The sequence below is a fragment of the Anoxybacillus sp. genome (genome assembly GCF_036834105.1).
Taxonomy (GTDB): domain Bacteria; phylum Bacillota; class Bacilli; order Bacillales; family Anoxybacillaceae; genus Anoxybacillus.
Map to the genome: position 1 here is coordinate 1 of NZ_DAITON010000005.1, position 19,119 is coordinate 19,119.

Below are 19,119 nucleotides of genomic sequence, written 5' to 3' on the forward strand. Positions count from 1 at the left end.
TTCGCTTGTCACACTCGGGCTAGTTGAGCGCTAGCGCTCAACTAGCACCACGGGTGATATAATGTAAAAAAATAGTCGTTGGAGTGAAATAAAATGGAAAAAATGATGATGTCACAACTAAATGAATGGATTTTTTCCCGCAAAGGAAGCGTCGAGCGAGAAATATTAGCAGCCGGAAGAAAACAACGTGTGCGTTTGCGCCCACGCGACAAAGAAGAAATGCGTATATTAGATGAACTATGTATAAAACGATGGAAAAAAGCTGAACAAGAAGGAAAAATTCGATATTTGGGCGAACGAGTGTGGTATTATGAATTCGATTAAAGAGGCGAAAGAAAAGCTACAATTCCTTCGAACGAAAACATCTTTTGAAAAAATGGTTCAAGTTACAGCCATTTTAACTAAGCTGTTAGAGCCGTACCGTATACGCCCGATTATTGTTGGGGGGCTTGCTGTGGAAATATATACGCGCGGCGATTATACGACCGTAGATATTGACTTAATTGTTAGTGATCGTGAGAAAGCAGGACAATTGCTCACTCAACTTGGTTTTACTCCATCGGGAAGACATTGGTATCATGATGAATTGTTTGTTAGTGTTGAAATTCCAAATGATATGTTGGAAGATGCTGATGATGATAAAGTGATTGAGTTGATGCTAGAAGATGGGTTGTCTGTTTATGTCATTGGAATTGAAGATATTATACTAGACCGTTTGCGAGCTTGCGTACATTGGAAATCAAGCTCCGATTGTGAATGGGCAAGAAGGATGTTTCTTCTTCATAAAGAGCGATTGCATTTCACATATATGGAGCATGTAGCTGAAAAAGACGGAACGATCAAACAATTAAAGAAATGGCTATAAATAAGAGCGGGGTCATGCCCGCTCTTATTTCATATCTCTTTTCAGTGATCGGCAACTCGTGGTAAGATAAAAGGTAGAATTTTGCCGAAATGGGAGATCGGCTGAATGGGGGAACTCGTTTGACGGATCAAAAAAAAACACGTGTGGTCGTAGATATATACGGACAACAATATTCGATCGTTGGCACCGAAAGCTCAAGCCATATTCGTCTCGTTGCGTCAATTGTCGACGATAAAATGCGTGAAATTAGCGCAAAAAATCCAACGCTTGATACGAGCAAGCTTGCTGTACTAACGGCTGTGAATATCGTTCATGAATATATTAAACTAAAAGATGAATACGAACGTCTTTTGAGAAAAATGAATAAAGAAAAGGATGATGACAGCGATGATTGATTTGCTCATTTGTTTCATCCTTCTTATGGGGCTAATGATCGGGTTGAAACGAGGATTTATTTTGCAGTTCATTCATATGACAGGCTTTTTGATTGCGTTTATCGTTGCATATAAATATTATGCCGAACTAGCTCCAAGGCTGAAGTTATGGGTGCCATATCCAAGCTTTGGAGACGGTGAGACGATGAAATTGCTCATCGAAAGCACTAACTTAGATGAAGCATACTATCGTGCGATTGCGTTCGCGATGTTGTTTTTGGTGACGAAAATAGTGATGCAAATCATCGGTTCCATGCTAGATTTTGTTGCTCAGTTGCCGCTTTTAAAAAGTGTAAACCGTTGGGCTGGCGGAGCGCTTGGCTTTGTTGAAGTATATTTGCTTGTATTCGTGCTTTTATATGTCAGTGCGCTCGTTCCTGTTTCTGCGATTCAACAACCGCTTCGCGACTCATTCATCGCAAGTTTGATCGTCAAACATACACCGATTTTGTCGAGTTTCGTCAAACAGATGCTCGTGCAATACATGGCGTAAAACTTCTCCGTTTGCGAGAAGTTTTTTCGTCAAAAGGAAGGGGATCAAATGGAAAAAAGCAAAAAAGAAGCGATTCGTTTGCTTGAAACGATCGCTTTATACATGGAAATAAAAGGAGAAAATCCATTTAAAGTGTCAGCTTTTCGTAAAGCAGCTTCAGCGCTAGAACGTGATGAACGTGCTTTGACCGACATTGGTGATTTTACGTCCATTGCTGGTATCGGAAAAGGAACGGCTACTGTGTTGCAACAATGGTTACAGGCGGGAACGAGCGATGTACTTGAACAGTTGAAAAAAGAAATTCCAGAAGGGCTATTTCCACTTTTAAAATTGCCGGGACTGGGCGGCAAAAAAATTGCCAAACTGTATCATGAGCTAGGCGTGACCGATATAGAAACGTTAAAAGAAGCTTGTTTAGCCCAGCGTGTGCGGCAGTTAAGTGGTTTTGGTGCAAAAACAGAGAAAAACATTTTAGCTGCGCTCGCTCATATGGACGCGCGCCCTGAACGGTTACCGATTGCTTTTATGCTTGAAGTGGCCGCCGATATCGAACGACAGCTTGAGAACATGAACGGCATTGAGCGCTTTTCAAGGGCAGGGAGCTTGCGGCGTGTATGTGAGACGATAAAAGATTTAGACTTTATTATCGCCACGACAGATGATGTTCTCGTTCGGACGCAACTGTTGCAGCTAGAACGCATTCATGACGTTGTCGCAAACGGTGAAACGAAAGTATCGCTACAGCTGCAATACGATTACATCGTCAATGTTGATTTCCGCCTCGTTTCCCCCAAACATTTTGCGACGACACTTCATCATTTTACTGGTTCGAAAGATCATAACGTTCGCATGCGCCAGTTGGCAAAAGAGCGGGGGGAAAAAATTAGCGAGTATGGCGTAGAAAACGTGCAAACAGGCGAAGTGAAAACGTTTGAAACGGAAAAGCAATTTTTTGCTTACTTTCATTTGCCGTTTATTCCACCGGAAATGCGGGAGAGTGGGAAAGAAGTCGATGCGTACGACGGAACACCGCTCATTTCTTTATCCGATATACGTGGCGATTTGCATGTGCATACGACGTGGAGCGATGGGGCGTTTTCGATTCAACAAATGGCGGAAGCATGCCGCCAAAAAGGGTATCGCTATATGGCGGTTACGGATCATTCGCAGTTTTTGAAAGTTGCGAATGGGTTAACGGTTGAACGACTGAAGCGGCAACAAGAAGAAATTGCACGCTTGAACGAAACATATGATGACTTTGTTATTTTATCTGGTATTGAAATGGATATTTTACCGGACGGTACGTTAGATTTTTCAGATGATGTACTACAAACGGTAGACTTTGTTATCGCATCCATTCATTCTGCTTTTTCGCAGCCGCAAGAAACGATCATGAAACGATTAAAAGAAGCGCTTTTGAATCCGTATGTGCATATGATTGCTCATCCGACTGGACGATTAATTGGTGAACGAAGCGGATACGATGTAAATATAGACGAATTGCTTCAGCTTGCGAAAGAAACAAATACGGTGCTAGAACTGAATGCGAATCCACGCCGTCTCGATTTAACGTATGCCTATTTACAAAAGGCGCAACAGCTTGGTGTGAAAATCGCCATTAATACGGATGCGCACAACGTTCGTATGCTCGATGATATGAAGCTCGGGGTTGCATTTGCGCGCAAAGGTTGGATTCGAAAAGAAACAGTTATTAATACGTGGGATATTGAACAGTTGAAGTCTTTTTTGCGAAAATGAACAGCTGGAGGGTTGACAGTGCATTTAAAAACGTTACACATTGTTGAGTTTGATAAAGTGAAAGCACAGCTTGCTTCATATGTATCATCCTTATTAGGAAAGGAGAAAGTCGAAGCGCTTAAGCCATCATCACGCTTTGAAGAAGTAGTGCGGTGGCAAGAAGAAACGGACGAAGCGGCGACCGTTCTCCGTTTACGTGGTCACGTGCCGCTCGGCGGCATATTTGATGTGCGGCCGCAAACGAAGCGCGCACGTATCGGAGGGGTGCTAAGCCCACATGAACTGCTTGATGTTGCAAGCACGATGCGGGCGGCAAGACAATTAAAAAAGTTTTTAGAAGGAACAGAGGCAGAACTTACGTATATGATGGCATATGCCGAGCAAATCGTTCCTCTAATTGAACTTGAGCAACATATATACCGCTGTATTGATGAAGGCGGAGAAATACTTGACGAGGCAAGCGACCGCCTTCGTTCGTTGCGCCAACAGTTGCGTGCGATTGAAGGGAGAGTGCGCGATAAGCTAGAGAGCATTATTCGCTCATCATCTGCGCAAAAAACATTATCGGATGCGATTATCACTATTCGCAACGATCGCTACGTCATTCCAGTAAAGCAAGAATATCGCCATACGTACGGCGGCATTGTACATGATCAATCATCATCTGGCGCAACGTTGTTCATTGAACCGCAGTCCGTTGTTGAATTAAACAATGAACTGCAACAATTGCGCATGAAAGAAAAGCAAGAAATGGAGCGCATTTTAAGCGAATTGTCTGCTTTTGTTGGCGAGTCGGCGTCAACAATTATGGAAAACGTTGAAGTGCTTGCGCAGCTTGACTTTTTGTTTGCGAAAGCAAAATATGCAAAGGCGATTAAAGCAACAAAACCGATAATGAACGAGCGTGGATATATTCGTCTCATTCAAGCACGCCATCCGCTCATTGCGCCCGATCAAGTTGTCCCAAATGATATTGAATTAGGAAGCGATTACACGACGATGGTCATTACAGGACCGAATACAGGGGGAAAAACGGTCACTTTAAAAACGATTGGCTTATTTACGATTATGGCGCAAGCAGGTCTACAAGTTCCGGCGCTGGACGGGTCAGAACTATCTGTATTCCGTGCCGTATATGCTGACATTGGAGACGAACAGTCGATTGAACAAAGTTTAAGTACGTTTTCGTCACATATGGTCAATATCGTTGACATTTTAAAACAAGTGGACGAGCATAGCCTCGTTTTGTTTGACGAGCTCGGAGCAGGAACAGATCCGCAAGAAGGTGCTGCGTTAGCGATTGCCATTTTAGACGAAGTGCACAACTTGGGAGCGCGCGTCGTAGCGACAACGCACTATCCGGAATTAAAAGCATACGGTTACAATCGCCGAGGTGTGATGAATGCAAGTGTCGAATTTGACATCGAAACGTTAAGTCCAACGTATAAACTATTGATCGGCATTCCAGGACGAAGCAATGCGCTCGACATTTCTCGTCGCCTCGGATTAGATGAGCATATTATTGCGCGTGCCCGCACGTACATTAGCGCGGAAAGCAATGAAGTTGAAAATATGATTGCTTCCCTAGAACAGAGCAAGAAGCGGGCTGAGGAAGAATGGGAGAAGGCTGAACGGCTCCGTCACGAAGCAGAGCAATTGAGAAACGAGCTAGAAAGGCAGTGGAACGAGCTGAATGAACAGCGCGATCGCTTGTTGGAAAAAGCGAAAGAGCAAGCTGAAGAAATTGTAAAAAAAGCGATGAAAACAGCGGACGAAGTCATTCAACATTTGCGCGATATGCAAAAACAACAAGCGGCTGTCTTAAAAGAACACGAACTTATTCATGCACGTAAAAAGTTAGAAGAAGCGATTCCACAACTGAACACAAAAAAGAAAAAAACTGTACAAAAACTTAACCATCCTTTACATCCAGGTGATGAAGTGAAAGTCATTCACCTAAATCAAAAAGGACAGCTTATTGAAAAAGTATCGGATAAAGAATGGATCGTTCAAATCGGCATTTTAAAAATGAAAGTGGACGAAGAGAACTTGCAGTACGTAAGCAGTCCGACGCCGATCGAAACGAAGCCGGTGGCGACAATTAAAGGACGAGATCATTACGTTCCGTTGGAGTTGGATTTGCGAGGCGAGCGGTATGAAGATGCGCTCTTACGTGTCGAAAAGTATATTGATGATGCGGTTCTTGCTGGGTATCCACGCGTCTCTATTATTCACGGAAAGGGAACAGGCGCGCTTCGGAAAGGGGTACAACAATATTTACAAAACCATCGCTCAGTAAAAAGCATTCGTTTTGGTGAGGCGACTGAAGGGGGAACAGGCGTCACCATCGTCGAATTAAAATAACAGGAGGAACTATGGGCGCTTTTTGGGAAAATGAAATGATTCATATTGCTGCGAATTTTAGCGTTGTTATTTTATGTTTAGTTTTATTTTTAGCTATTTTTGAACTTGTGACGAAATATAAAAATTGGGAAGAAATTAAAAAAGGAAATATGGCAGTAGCGATGGCGACCGGGGGGAAAATATTTGGCATTGCAAACATTTTCCGTTACGCGATTGACCATCACGATTCGCTTTTAACGATGATCGGATGGGGAGTTTATGGTTTTGTTTTACTACTTATTGGCTATTTCATTTACGAATTTTTAACGCCGAAGTTTAACATTGATGATGAAATTGCTAACGACAACCGAGCGGTAGGATTTATTTCTATGATCATCTCGATCGGTTTATCGTTTGTAATCGGGGCAAGTATACGTTGAGAGGAGAAAAAAATGGAAACACTAGCGAAAGTATTGCTCGTATTGTGCGGTGTATTTTTGCTTGTTGGTATCATATACTTGATGTTTTTCGCATAAAAGGGTGTCAAGAGACATCCTTTCCTTATTTTTTGATACAAAAATTTCTGAAAATATTATAAAATATAAATAATCTTATAACAAAGGGGGAAACGATATGGAGAAGCCATGGCTAGCGTTATATCCTCAACAAGTTCCTCATTCCATTGATTATCCGCGCAAGCCGTTGCAACAATTTTTGAGGGAAGCGGCGGAACAGTTTCCGCACAAAACGGCTATTCACTTTTTAGGGAAGGAGCTGACATATAAAGAAATATATGAGCAGGCGATCAAGCTAGCCTCATATTTGCAACAGCTCGGGTTACAAAAAGGGGATCGCGTGTCCATTATGTTGCCGAATTGCCCGCAGGCGGTCATCAGCTATTATGCTGTTTTGTTTGCTGGTGGCATCGTTGTTCAAACGAACCCGTTATACACGGAGCGAGAGTTAGAATATCAGTTAAATGACAGTGGTGCAAAAATCATTATTGCTCTCGATTTGCTCTATCCGCGCATCATGAAAGTGAAAGCGCATACAAAAATGAAACATATGATCATAACGAGCATAAAAGATTATTTACCTTTTCCGAAAAATGTATTGTATCCACTCGTTCAAAAGAAGCAAACAGGGATGATTGTACGCGTCAAACATGAAGGGGGCTGCCACTTATTTACGAAGGCATTGTCTCTTGCAACTGGTGAAGTGATAGAGACAGACGTGAACCCGGTGGAAGATGTTGCCCTCCTCCAATATACTGGCGGAACGACCGGTTTTCCGAAAGCTGCTATGTTAACACATTACAACTTAACAGCAAACACGTTTATGTGTACGAAATGGATGTACAAATGCGAGCGTGGTAACGAATCGATTCTCGGTGTGCTCCCATTTTTCCACGTATATGGGATGACAGCTGTCATGAACTTATCCATTATGGAAGGATATAAAATGATTTTATTGCCGAAGTTTGATGTGGAAACGACGTTAAAAACGATCGAAAAGCAAAAACCGACATTATTCCCTGGGGCGCCGACCATCTATATCGCGCTATTGAATCATCCAAATTTAAAGAAATATAATTTATCGTCCATTAAAATATGCATTAGCGGTTCAGCCCCTCTTCCGGTTGAGGTACAAGAGCAATTTGAAGCCGTGACAGGTGGAAAAATTATTGAAGGATACGGTCTAACTGAAGCCTCTCCCGTGACGCATTCTAATTTCATTTGGGATGGAAAACGAATTAAAGGAAGTATTGGGGTGCCTTGGCCAGATACAGAGGCGATGATCGTGTCATTAGAGACAGGAGAACGAGCCAATGTGAATGAAATTGGTGAAATTGTCGTTCGCGGACCACAAATCATGAAAGGGTATTGGAATCGTCCGGAAGAAACTGCCGCTACGCTTCGTGACGGTTGGTTATATACAGGAGACCTAGGTTATATGAACGAAGAAGGGTATTTCTTTGTTGTAGATCGAAAAAAAGATATGATTATTGCCAGTGGCTACAACGTATATCCGCGTGAAGTAGAAGAAGTATTATATGAGCATCCAAAAGTGCAAGAAGCTGTCGTCATCGGTGTGCCAGATGCTTATCGTGGCGAGACGGTAAAAGCGTTTGTTGTGCTCAAGGAAGGAGAGACATGCACCGAAGAAGAGCTTGACCAATTTATGAGAAGTAAATTGGCAGCGTATAAAGTGCCGCGCATTTATGAGTTTAGAAAAGAGCTGCCAAAAACAGCTGTAGGAAAAATATTGCGACGTGCGCTCGTCGAAGAAGAAAAAGAAAAGCAAAAATAACGTTCGGACGTTTTTTCTTGACACGCTTTTTACCTCTCTTTAAAATAAAAATATGAATGATTGTTCATTCATATTTTTGAAAGGGAGAATGCAAAGTTGAAACGTGACAAACCAAAGTTTAAACAAATTATTGATGCAGCTGTGATTGTCATTGCTGAAAACGGCTACCATCAAGCGCAAGTATCGAAAATCGCAAAGCAAGCAGGTGTAGCTGATGGTACAATTTACTTGTATTTTAAAAATAAAGAAGATATTTTAATCTCATTGTTCCAAGAAAAAATGGGCTACTTTATTGAAAAAATTGAAGAAGAAATAGAAGGAATTTCGAGCCCATCGGAGAAATTGTTCTTGTTGATTCAAAAGCATTTTGAAATGCTAGCGGCAGATCCACATCTAGCCATTGTTACTCAACTAGAGCTTCGCCAGTCGAATAAATCACTACGTCTGAAAATTAATGAAATTTTGAAACGGTATTTAAAAGTCGTTGATTACATCGTGCAAGAGGGCATTGATAAAGGGGAATTTCGTTCAGATCTAAATGTGAGGCTTGCACGCCAAATGATTTTTGGGACGATTGACGAAATGGTGACGACATGGGTAATGAATGAGCAAAAATACGATCTCGTCGCCTTAGCGAAGCCGGTTCATCAACTGTTAACGAAAGGTTGTTGTGCATAAAGCGCAACAACCTTCCGACATACATGAAGGAGGGGGAATCATGTTTTCCGTTCAACAAGAGGGGCATGTCGCGGTGTTGACACTTCACCGACCGCCAGCGAATGCATTGGCATCTTCTGTTTTGAAAGAGCTTTCAGAACGACTTGATACTCTAAAAGAAGACGATCAAGTACGTGTCATTATTCTTCATGGGGAAGGAAGATTTTTCTCAGCTGGTGCGGATATTAAAGAGTTTACAGCGATTGAAGCGAGTGAACAAGCAGCGGAACTTGCTCGTGCCGGCCAACAAGTAATGGAAAAAGTTGAACAATTTCCGAAACCAATTATTGCAGCGATTCACGGTGCTGCCCTCGGTGGAGGACTCGAGTTGGTTATGAGTTGCCATCTACGTATTGTAGCGGAAAACGCCAAACTCGGTTTGCCAGAGTTGCAGCTTGGTATTATACCGGGATTTGCTGGAACGCAACGCTTATTGCGTCACGTCGGTATGGCGAAGGCGCTCGAAATGATGTGGACAAGCGAGCCGATCACAGGGGTTGAAGCTGTACAATGGGGATTAGCGAACAAAGCAGTGCCAGAAGAACAGTTGCTCGATACAGCGAAACAAATCGCACAAAAAATTGCCCAAAAGAGCCCGATTTCCGTCCAAGCGGTGTTGCAACTTGTGAATGAAGCGCGAACAAAGTCGTTCCATGAATGTGTGGAAAAAGAGGCGCAACTCTTTGGGCAAGTGTTTGTGACTGATGATGCAAAAGAAGGCGTTACAGCATTTATCGAAAAACGAACACCACAGTTTCGAGGAAAATAAAAGGGGGAGAGAAGCATGAACATTTTCGTATTAATGAAACGTACGTTTGATACGGAAGAGAAAATTGTCATTCAAAACGGAAAAGTAAATGAAGAAGGAGCGGAGTTTATTATTAATCCGTACGATGAATATGCGATTGAAGAAGCCATTCAAGTACGTGACCAACACGGTGGAGAAGTAACAGTTGTCACAATTGGCAACGAAGATGCGGAAAAAGAGCTTCGTACTGCGCTTGCGATGGGGGCAGATAAGGCAGTGCTCATTAACATTGAAGACGACGTAGAACATCGTGATCAATATACAACAGCAAAAGTGCTTGCACAATATTTAAAAGATAAAGAAGCTGATTTAATTTTAGCCGGGAATGTAGCGATTGACGGTGGCTCTGGTCAAGTTGGTCCGCGTGTTGCTGAATTGTTAGGCATCCCATATGTGACGACCATTACGAAGTTAGAAATTGATGGAACGAATGTAAAGGTCGTGCGCGATGTTGAAGGGGACGAGGAAGTTATTGAAGCATCGTTACCGCTATTAGTGACGGCACAACAAGGTTTAAATGAGCCGCGTTATCCGTCATTACCGGGCATTATGAAGGCGAAAAAGAAGCCGCTTGAAGAGTTAGAGCTCGATGATTTAGATTTGGAAGAAGACGATGTAGAGGCGAAAACGAAAACGATTGAAATCTTTTTACCACCGAAAAAAGAAGCGGGAAAAATTTTGCAAGGAGATATGGCCGACCAAGTAAAAGAACTCGTTTCACTGCTTCATACAGAAGCGAAAGTCATTTAATAGGGGGATGAGGATTATGGCAAGAAAAGTATTAACATTAGCAGAAGTGCGCGATGGAGCGTTGCGTAACGTATCATTTGAAGCGATTGCAGCTGCAAAGACGATCGCTGAAGGTGGAGAAGTTGTTGCTGTCGTTGTCGGAGCGAGCGTTCGCTCGTTAGCTAACGAACTCATTGCTTACGGCGCAGATCGTGTTGTTGTCGTTGAACATGAAAAGTTAGCGACATATACGCCAGATGGCTATGCCCAGGCGCTGCAAGCTGTTGTCGAGCAAGAGAAGCCAGAAGGAATTGTATTTGGACATACTGCACTCGGCAAAGATTTATCTCCGAAACTTGCGGCTAAATGGCAATCTGGGCTCGTTTCTGATGTCGTCGCTGTCGAAGAAACAGGGGGGAATATCGTCTTTACAAGACCTATTTATTCTGGTAAAGCATTTGAAAAGAAAATTGTTACAGACGGTTTAATGTTTGTTACCGTTCGTCCGAACAACATCGCTCCGCTTGAAAAAGACGAAAGTCGTACAGGTGATGTCGGCGCTGTTCATGTAGAAATTAAAGATTTGCGTACGATCGTCCGTGAAGTTGTACGTAAAACAGCTGAAGGCGTCGATTTATCTGAAGCGAAAGTCATTGTTGCAGGCGGTCGAGGCGTGAAAAGTGCCGAAGGATTTGAACCGTTAAAAGAGTTAGCGCGTGTGCTTGGTGGTGCAGTCGGAGCATCACGTGGGGCTTGTGATGCAGGATATTGTGATTATTCGCTTCAAATTGGTCAAACAGGAAAAGTCGTTACGCCAGATTTATATATCGCATGCGGCATTTCAGGAGCTATTCAACATTTAGCAGGAATGTCGAACTCAAAAGTCATTGTAGCGATTAATAAAGACCCAGAAGCTAACATTTTTAAAGTGGCAGACTACGGAATTGTCGGTGATTTATTCGAAGTCGTTCCGCTTTTAATTGAAGAATTTAAAAAAATAAAAGTACATGCATAAGGCAGAGCATCATGCTTTGCCTTTTCTTTGCGGCATATTTTTTCGTGGGATGGAAATAGTAGAAGCGAAGCAAATCATTGGCGTGATGAATACGTTCAATGGTATACTATGTGCATGGCATTGAAATATGTGAGGAGGAATGAACAAATGGCAATTGTAAATGCAACAGACTCAACTTTTGTAAATGAGGTAAAAGATGGTGTTGTGCTCGTAGATTTTTGGGCTCCATGGTGCGGACCTTGCAAAATGATTGCACCTGTATTAGAAGAAGTAGATCGTGAGCTCGGTGACAAAGTAAAAATTGTAAAAGTAAACGTTGATGATAACCCTGAAACTGCAGGAAAATACGGTGTGATGAGCATTCCAACACTATTTGTTTTTAAAAACGGTGAAGTCGTTGATAAAACAGTCGGTTTCCAACCGAAAGAATCGCTTGTCGGTCTTCTAAGCAAACATTTATAATTTATCGACCTCGGATCATATGCCGAGGTCTTTTTTTTAAAAAAATCATTGACATTGAAAATCGTTCTCCTCTATAATGATAACGGTTAATGATAATCGTTATCAAAAAGGGGGATACATACGCAATGAAAAAACGTCAACTAAAAGCTGTATTTGCTATGTTTTTATTAGCAGGAGGTGTGCTTGCTGGTTGCGGTCAGGAGAAGACAGAGACGACGGAGAAGAAAGAAGAAACGAAAGTAGAAGAGCAAAAAGAGGAGCAACAGCCTGCTGAAGCGGAGCAAGCGGAAGAGCAAGTAAACGTTCAAGCTCTCCTTGATGCTTACAAAGCAATGAAAACAGAAACAGACAAGGCGAAGGAAGGACAGCCTGTCGACTGGAGCATTGTAGAAAAAACATATACAGAGCAGTTGCAAAAACCGATGAACGAACTAGATGGGACGTTTGCTCAAACGGTTGAAGCAGCCATTCAAGGCGGAAAAAGCGGGGAGTTAAACGTTCATCCAGCACGTCAAATTGTAGATAAAGTGACGCAATCATATTTTTACCAATTACAAAAGAAACTACAAAAAGACGTTGTCGCTGCACTTGAAGCTGGCGATCAGCAAAAAGCAACAACGTTGTTTGAACAAATTAAGTTGCTCGCGGCAGAAGTTTTCGTTCCAACAGCAATGAAGCGTGATGAATATTATCAATTGACGGGAGAATCTAGCCTTGAGCAAAGCATTAACGCTGGTTTAGCAGCTCAAGAAGAAGCATTAAAAGCAAACAACGTAGACGATTTTAAAGTGTACATTCAGTTGACGGACAAATCAATTTATCGTAGTTACTACTTGGCATCTAAATCATACGCTGAGAAAATTGAAGCGGGTGTAAAAGAAGGCAAGCCGGAAGATGAACTAAAAGGTCAGCAGGCAGAAGCGTGGGGCTTTTTCCAAGCGATCAAAGGCTCTTTATCTGAAGGGGATGAAGCCGCTGCAGCACGTTTAGATGAAATTTTGTCATTAAATAACGACTACAAAAATATTCAAGCAAGTGAAGTAAGTGCATTATATGCGAAAGCATTGTTTGGCAAAATGAAAGGCTATCATGAGAAAGCACCAGCGCAATTAGATGAAAACAATATTGTGGAAGCGAAAGTGAAAGCATTAGAAGGAAATATGTTTTTAAAGGCGATCGAGTTAGATGTCAAAGCAAAATTAGGTGAGCAGAAGGCAGCGGAAGTGTTTGCGACAGCAGAAAAATGGTATAACGCGATCGCAGAAAACAAAAAGGACGAAGCTGCTCAGCATAGTAAAGCTGTGCTTGACGCTGTAAGTGCTATTGTTCAATAAAGTAAAAAGGCCGCGCATAACACGCGGCTTTTTTGTTGTGATACAATAGTAGCGCATAAACGATAAGGGAGTTAAATAAATGAAAAAAACATGTATTACAGGTGGAGCAGGATTCATCGGTAGTCATTTAGGGAAGAGATTGCTTGAGCTTGGACATGAGCTGATCGTCATCGACAATTTTCATCCATACTATTCAACGTGTCGGAAACAACGACAGCTTCAACAAATGAAAGATGTCGGTTTTTTTCATTTTTATAACGTAGATATTCTTCAGCTTGATGCGTTGAAACACATTTTTTTCGAGCACCAACCGGATGTTGTCTTTCATTTGGCTGCGCTACCCGGCGTACAGCCATCGTTAACGGATCCGCTCACATATATTGATTACGATGTAAAAGGAACGGTAAACGTATTGCAAGCAGCTGGAGAAGTGGGGGTACAGCACGTATTGTTTGCTTCTTCTTCTTCTGTATATGGCAATCAATCATGTCAGCCGCTAAAAGAAAATATGGCAAACGGGCACGTCATTTCCCCTTATGCCGCGGCGAAATATAGCGCAGAGTCGTTTTGCTATGCCTATGCACATATATACGGCTATATGGTGACGATTTTTCGCTACTTCACTGTATACGGCCCATGGGGACGACCGGATATGGCGATTAGCACATTTATTCGGAAATTGTTGCGAGATGAACCGATTACAGTATATGGCGATCATACAGCCCGCGATTATACGTTTATTGATGACATTGTAGACGGAATGATTCGGGCGTTAGAACGAAAAGGAAACAGCGATGTGTTTAATCTCGGTGCTGGCCAACCGATCACGATGAAACAACTGCTTGCTGAGCTATGTACACATTTTCCGTATATGCGTGTTCATTATGAAACGCCGCGGCTTGGTGATGTCGTAGCAACGTGGGCGGACATCACAAAGGCAAAAGAAGAAATTGGATATATGCCGCGCACATCGTTCCGTGAAGGATTAGCGAAAACGATCGAATGGGCGAAGCAATATGAAAAATAAAAAACTGAAAATAGTGATACGGCTCATTAGTCTTTTATTTATTGCGGCATTTATATGGATGACTATTCAACATTTTGATACCGAACTGTTGTTTAGTCTTATGCACAAGCTTGTTGCGCAGCCGTGGCGTACGGGTTATATGGTAACGATGTATGGACTTGCTTTCGTTTTTCGAGCGCTAGCATGGCGTTGGTATTTGCCCTATGCTCGTTTTCAAACGTGCCTAGACGGCTTATTTGCAAGTTTATTTATGAATCACATTTCCCCGATAAAAATTGGGGACGTTGCGCGCATAGGGGTGTGTGCAACAAAAGAGCGCATGCCATTCCCTATTGTCGCTCAATCTGTCGTTGTGTTGCGTCTCCTTGATTTGCTCGTTTTGTTTTTGTTTGCTTCATTTGGAGCAATTGTTTATATGCATACGATGACAAGCTCGTTTCTTATTTTTCCCCTTATCGTTGGCGGTGCGTCCGTCGTGTTCGTTGTGCTTATACGCATGTTCCCGTCATGGCTTCAAGAACATAAGCAACATTGGAACATGGTATATCATAGCCGACGCTTCGTACCTATTTTCGTTTCTGTCGTATTGAGTTGGGTATGTGAAGCTGTTGTGCTGTTTGAAATGGCCAAAATGGTTGCTTTTCCTCTTTCGTTTGCGGAAGCGCTGTGGGTTAATAGCATGGCGGTTGGTGGACAAGTATTTCAAATGACACCAGGGGGATTAGCAACGTATGAAGCGGTGATGGCATTTGCGTTAACGCGCATTCACTCCAATTGGGAACAAGCTTATGCACTTGCGTTAGTAACCCATTTGTTTAAATTTTTATTTTCTTACGTCGTTGGGGTATATGTGTGGTGGCGTATCCCGACGTTATGGTCATTCGTTCGAAAGGAGAGGGAAGCGTGAAAAAAGCGTCGAAAATTGAAAAGATCGCCGCAAGATGTTGGAATTTGTTGAATGAAGGGAAACCGTTTACTCCGATTTTTGTCGTAGGAACGATGCTTATTTTCCATTTGTCTGACGGCGTCACGTTAGGGGAAACGAAGCGATGGTTCAGTAGTTTTTTACTTACTGTTCCTCTTTTTGTACTATACTACGTATATGACTATCCGTTATTTTTACGTAATTATTTATGGGTTCCTTATGTGCTTTTTTTAGTCGTTTGGTCGTTCGTTCCGACAAGCTTACTTTTGCTTGCGGTTAGTCTTTATTTCTTTTTCACCGTTTTCTTTTGGGGAACGTTGTATTACCATTTACGAATTGGAACGACATGGTTGAATTTTACTCGTTTCTGGAAATTAGTGTTAAAAAACAGCGATTCGACGAGCGGAAATGCGCAAGAGCAGTTGCCGAAAGTGTTGTTGCTTCTTTCTGTATGGGAATATGGCGTGCAGCATAGCGTACATGTACCGTCACTTAGTGTGTTTTATATGTTTGTTTTCGCATGGTCATTTCTGTTGCACCGATATTTATTTGATTGGAAACCGAAAGTCATCGATCACTATACGAACAATGTGCCGCCAAATCACGAACCGTTAAGTGATCGTGTCATTGTTATCGTTATTGATGGGATGAGAAAAGATCGTTTTGAACAAGCGAACGCTCCATTTTTAAAGTCAATGCGTGCAAGCGGAACAGATTTTACACAGATGGAAACAGTATACCCAGCCCGAACGGTCGTCTGCTTCACGTCGATGCTCACAGGAACGTATCCGTTTGAGCACGGCATTCGCTCAAATATGGTATGGAAGCTAGGTATACGCGTTGAAAGTATTTTTGACTCACTTCGAAAGGTCGGGAAAAAAGGAAAAGTACTCGGCATCGCTCATCTTGTCGATTCCCTAGGAAATGATGTCGAAACAGTAACAGCTGTCATGCATAATGATGTGGCAGATCGCAACATTATAGAGCGGGCAAAACAAATCATGACCGAACAAGATTTACACTTATTTGTCATTCAGCTCATTGGAACAGATCAAACAGGACATAGCCGTGGTGTGCATTACGATGAATACGTACAAAAAATCGAGGAAGCTGATGCGCTTATTCGGGAATACGTTGAGTGGCTACAAAAACAAGGGAAAATGGAGAATACGACGCTCATCGTTTGCGCTGATCATGGACAAGCAGACGGAATTGGTGGCCACGGCCACTTAGATGAAGGGGAACGATACGTGCCGTTTTTCATGTATGGCCCGGTTATTGAAAAAGGAAAACGGATTGATGATAAACATAGCCTCGTTTCCCTTGCGCCGACGATCGCTTATTTGTTAGGAGCGCCATATCCAAGTCATAGCCGCGGACCAGTATTAACCGAAGCGATAAAGAAAGAAGGGAGAAAATGAAGGTAATTGTATTTTTGCCAGCACACAATGAGGAGGAAGCGGTCGGAGAAGTTATCCGTCGCATCCCGAGGCATATTGAGCCGAATATCGACGTATACGTACTTGTTGTTGATGACGGATCAACCGATCGTACAGCTTACGTCGCAAAGGAAGCTGGGGCGGATTTCATCTATCGACATGAGCGAAACCGAGGGTTAGGTGCAGCTGTACGCACCGGCTTGCAACAATGCGTTGAACTTGGGGCGGATATTGGCGTGATGATTGATGCAGATAATGAATATCCACCAGAGCAAATACCGGATCTTGTCATGCCTATTTTACGTGGGGAAGCTGATTATACGATGGGATCGCGCTTTTTAGGGACGATTCATGGAATGAAATGGCATCGCCGAATGGGAAATTATATGTTTACGCTCATCCAATCGCTATTATTAAAAACATGGATTTATGACGGACAATCAGGAATGCGAGCATTTTCTCGACAAGCGATGGAGGAAGCAGAAATTATTCACGATTATAATTATGCGCAAGTGTTAACGTTAAATTTAGTTCGCAAAGGATTTCGATTAAAAGAAGTGCCCATTGTATATCAAGTGAGGACGACAGGACAATCGTTTATTAAATTTACGGCGTATATGAAACACGTTCTCCCTGCGATCGTAAAAGAAATGCGCCGGCCTGTGAAACGAAAGTACATTCGTTCCGCTCAACACCGCTAGAGAACGATCTCTAGCATTTTTTCTTGACAATCAATATGATAATTATTATCATTATCATCGGAGGAGGAGATCGGATTGAAAAAAATATTACTTTTCTGTTTATGCATCGTATTCATTTTTACTTTAGCACCTACATCCTCATTCGCTTATTCGTACGGTGACCCGAACGAAGAAGCAGTAGCGGAAGCGTATAAAGAGATGGTAGCGAAAGTGCAAGAGAACAAGTTTGATGAAGTGAAAGCGATTTATGAAACGGTCCAAAAAGAAATTGATATGCACATGGGACCAGAGCCGTCAGCGCTCATTTTAGAAGCGATCGAGAACGAAGATGCTGACACCATTGTTTCGGCAATGCAAAAAGTGCTTGTGTTAAACGTTGCCCGCCGTTTACAAAACGTCGAAAAAAACTTTGATAACTACGATACAAGCAAACGTTTGTTGGCGAAAGCTTTTGCTACATATAAAGCACTTTCTCCAATTGTACAACAAAAAGATGCACAACTGGACGAAAAATTAAAACAACAGTTTGATCTCGCCCTTCAATCACTCGGAAATCCGGGGTTGTTTGGAGTCGGGAAAAAGGAGTCTAATATCGATCAATTTAAAGAAAGTAAGCAAACGATTTTACAGGCTCTTCAAGATCAGTTTGAATTAGAGAGCGTAGAGACAGGGCATTTTACGGAAGAAGACTTAGATCGATTAGCTGCGGCAAAAAAGAGAGAATGGACGGATTTGTCTGATGTGAAAAACTGGATTCCACTTCTTGTTATTGCCGGCTTCATTGTAGCTGTTGTGCTGTATGCTATGAGAAAACGGAAGTAAAGAAAGGGGACGGACGCGTTGGAAGTTCAAGCACTGCTCATTACGTTTCGCGAGGCGTTAGAAGCTTTATTAATTGTTGGGATTATTACATCGTATTTAAAGCGTATTGATCAATCGCGCTATGTGAAATATGTTTGGTTGGGCGCTGGGTTAGCCGTTTTTGCTAGCGCGCTCGTTGCTTTATTGTTTCAAGTCGTGCTTACCGGTTTCTCAACGATGGCTAGTGAAATGTATTTAAAAGTGGGCATTATTTTCATCTCTTCCATCTTGCTAACGCAAATGGTGTTTTGGATGGCGGAGCATAGTAAAGATATAAAAAGCAGCATGGAAGGAAAAATGAGCAAATACGTGTCAAAAGGCGACGTGTTTGGCATGGTCATGCATTCGTTTTTAGTTGTGTTGCGCGAAGGGGTTGAGACTGTCTTTTTCTTCGCTGCTATCACAGGTGGTAACATCGGAGCTGTCGTTCAGGGATGGGGAGCAGTGACGGGCTTAACGATAGCCGCAATTGTGAGCTATATGTTCTTTAAAGGAACGATGCGCGTACCGTTGAAAACATTTTTCAAAGTCACAGGCGCATTTATTATTTTGATTGCTGCTGGGTTGCTTGTGCAAGGCATTTCCATGTTGCAAGATTTAAAAATTATTGGCAGCGTCATGCCGCACGTTTATGATATTACATGGTTTATGCCAGAGCATCCGATCGACCATGAGCATTTCGTGCGTGATACAGGTCAAGAACCTATTCTTTCTGGTGATGTTGGCATTTTCCTTAAAGCGCTATTTGGTTATTCCTCTATGCCTTCGTTAGAAGAAGTGTTAGCATACATCGGGTATTTTGTTGTTATTTACTTACTTGTGAAAACGCGTTATGGCACAAAAGAAGAAAAAAACGAAAAAAATGAGAAGGTGCTTGAACAACAAGTGATGTAAAGTA

The 19,119-nt window shown here is 42.3% G+C and carries 20 protein-coding genes; all 20 read left to right on the top strand.

Annotated elements, in window-relative coordinates:
- The first annotated feature begins 93 nt into the window (after positions 1-93).
- Positions 94-324: a hypothetical protein gene (locus V7Z64_RS01140; RefSeq protein WP_297987608.1), complete on the top strand. Its 231-nt coding sequence runs from the start codon at positions 94-96 to the stop codon at positions 322-324.
- Positions 311-865, top strand: a complete 555-nt coding sequence (locus V7Z64_RS01145) for a DUF6036 family nucleotidyltransferase (protein WP_297987606.1) — start codon at positions 311-313, stop codon at positions 863-865. Before V7Z64_RS01140 ends, V7Z64_RS01145 begins: the two co-directional genes overlap by 14 nt.
- Positions 866-984: 119 nt before the next feature.
- Complete coding sequence (zapA, locus tag V7Z64_RS01150) at positions 985-1,260, top strand: cell division protein ZapA (RefSeq protein ID WP_297987604.1); 276 nt, start codon at positions 985-987, stop codon at positions 1,258-1,260.
- Positions 1,253-1,792, top strand: a complete 540-nt coding sequence (locus V7Z64_RS01155) for a CvpA family protein (RefSeq protein WP_297987609.1) — start codon at positions 1,253-1,255, stop codon at positions 1,790-1,792. Before zapA ends, V7Z64_RS01155 begins: the two co-directional genes overlap by 8 nt.
- Before the next feature lie 48 nt (positions 1,793-1,840).
- Entirely contained in the window at positions 1,841-3,550 is a 1,710-nt protein-coding gene (gene polX / locus V7Z64_RS01160; RefSeq protein ID WP_297987603.1) for a DNA polymerase/3'-5' exonuclease PolX, read from the top strand.
- Positions 3,551-3,568: 18 nt separating this feature from the next.
- Positions 3,569-5,914 (top strand): endonuclease MutS2, encoded by a 2,346-nt coding sequence (locus V7Z64_RS01165; RefSeq protein ID WP_297987601.1) that lies wholly within the window; start codon positions 3,569-3,571, stop codon positions 5,912-5,914.
- An 11-nt stretch (positions 5,915-5,925) separates the two neighbouring features.
- Positions 5,926-6,333, top strand: a complete 408-nt coding sequence (locus tag V7Z64_RS01170; protein WP_003396520.1) for a DUF350 domain-containing protein — start codon at positions 5,926-5,928, stop codon at positions 6,331-6,333.
- Between the two features lie 193 nt (positions 6,334-6,526).
- Positions 6,527-8,203 (top strand): long-chain-fatty-acid--CoA ligase, encoded by a 1,677-nt coding sequence (locus tag V7Z64_RS01175; RefSeq protein ID WP_297987598.1) that lies wholly within the window; start codon positions 6,527-6,529, stop codon positions 8,201-8,203.
- Positions 8,204-8,299: 96 nt separating this feature from the next.
- A complete protein-coding gene (locus tag V7Z64_RS01180; protein WP_297987596.1) occupies positions 8,300-8,881 on the top strand; it encodes a TetR/AcrR family transcriptional regulator in 582 nt (193 codons plus the stop codon).
- A 40-nt stretch (positions 8,882-8,921) separates the two neighbouring features.
- Positions 8,922-9,689, top strand: a complete 768-nt coding sequence (locus V7Z64_RS01185) for an enoyl-CoA hydratase (RefSeq protein ID WP_297987594.1) — start codon at positions 8,922-8,924, stop codon at positions 9,687-9,689.
- Between the two features lie 15 nt (positions 9,690-9,704).
- The gene (locus tag V7Z64_RS01190) at positions 9,705-10,478 is read left to right on the top strand and encodes an electron transfer flavoprotein subunit beta/FixA family protein (RefSeq protein WP_297987592.1); all 774 of its coding nucleotides are present in this window, start codon (positions 9,705-9,707) and stop codon (positions 10,476-10,478) included.
- A 16-nt stretch (positions 10,479-10,494) separates the two neighbouring features.
- The gene (locus tag V7Z64_RS01195) at positions 10,495-11,472 is read left to right on the top strand and encodes an electron transfer flavoprotein subunit alpha/FixB family protein (RefSeq protein ID WP_297987588.1); all 978 of its coding nucleotides are present in this window, start codon (positions 10,495-10,497) and stop codon (positions 11,470-11,472) included.
- Positions 11,473-11,499: 27 nt separating this feature from the next.
- Positions 11,500-11,934: a thioredoxin gene (gene trxA, locus V7Z64_RS01200; protein ID WP_297987586.1), complete on the top strand. Its 435-nt coding sequence runs from the start codon at positions 11,500-11,502 to the stop codon at positions 11,932-11,934.
- A 125-nt stretch (positions 11,935-12,059) separates the two neighbouring features.
- Positions 12,060-13,268, top strand: a complete 1,209-nt coding sequence (locus tag V7Z64_RS01205; protein ID WP_297987584.1) for a hypothetical protein — start codon at positions 12,060-12,062, stop codon at positions 13,266-13,268.
- Between the two features lie 79 nt (positions 13,269-13,347).
- Positions 13,348-14,295 carry an NAD-dependent epimerase/dehydratase family protein gene (locus tag V7Z64_RS01210; RefSeq protein WP_297987582.1) on the top strand — a complete coding sequence of 316 codons (948 nt, stop codon included), beginning with the start codon at positions 13,348-13,350 and terminating at the stop codon, positions 14,293-14,295.
- Positions 14,285-15,202, top strand: a complete 918-nt coding sequence (locus V7Z64_RS01215; RefSeq protein ID WP_297987580.1) for a lysylphosphatidylglycerol synthase transmembrane domain-containing protein — start codon at positions 14,285-14,287, stop codon at positions 15,200-15,202. The genes V7Z64_RS01210 and V7Z64_RS01215 overlap by 11 nt, the downstream gene beginning before the upstream one ends.
- The gene (locus V7Z64_RS01220) at positions 15,199-16,641 is read left to right on the top strand and encodes an alkaline phosphatase family protein (RefSeq protein ID WP_297987578.1); all 1,443 of its coding nucleotides are present in this window, start codon (positions 15,199-15,201) and stop codon (positions 16,639-16,641) included. The genes V7Z64_RS01215 and V7Z64_RS01220 overlap by 4 nt, the downstream gene beginning before the upstream one ends.
- Positions 16,638-17,360 (top strand): glycosyltransferase family 2 protein, encoded by a 723-nt coding sequence (locus tag V7Z64_RS01225; RefSeq protein WP_297987575.1) that lies wholly within the window; start codon positions 16,638-16,640, stop codon positions 17,358-17,360. Before V7Z64_RS01220 ends, V7Z64_RS01225 begins: the two co-directional genes overlap by 4 nt.
- Before the next feature lie 75 nt (positions 17,361-17,435).
- Positions 17,436-18,182 carry a hypothetical protein gene (locus tag V7Z64_RS01230; RefSeq protein WP_297987573.1) on the top strand — a complete coding sequence of 249 codons (747 nt, stop codon included), beginning with the start codon at positions 17,436-17,438 and terminating at the stop codon, positions 18,180-18,182.
- Positions 18,183-18,200: 18 nt separating this feature from the next.
- Positions 18,201-19,115, top strand: coding sequence for an FTR1 family iron permease (locus V7Z64_RS01235; RefSeq protein ID WP_297987570.1), 915 nt, complete (start codon positions 18,201-18,203; stop codon positions 19,113-19,115).
- Positions 19,116-19,119 lie beyond the last annotated feature (4 nt).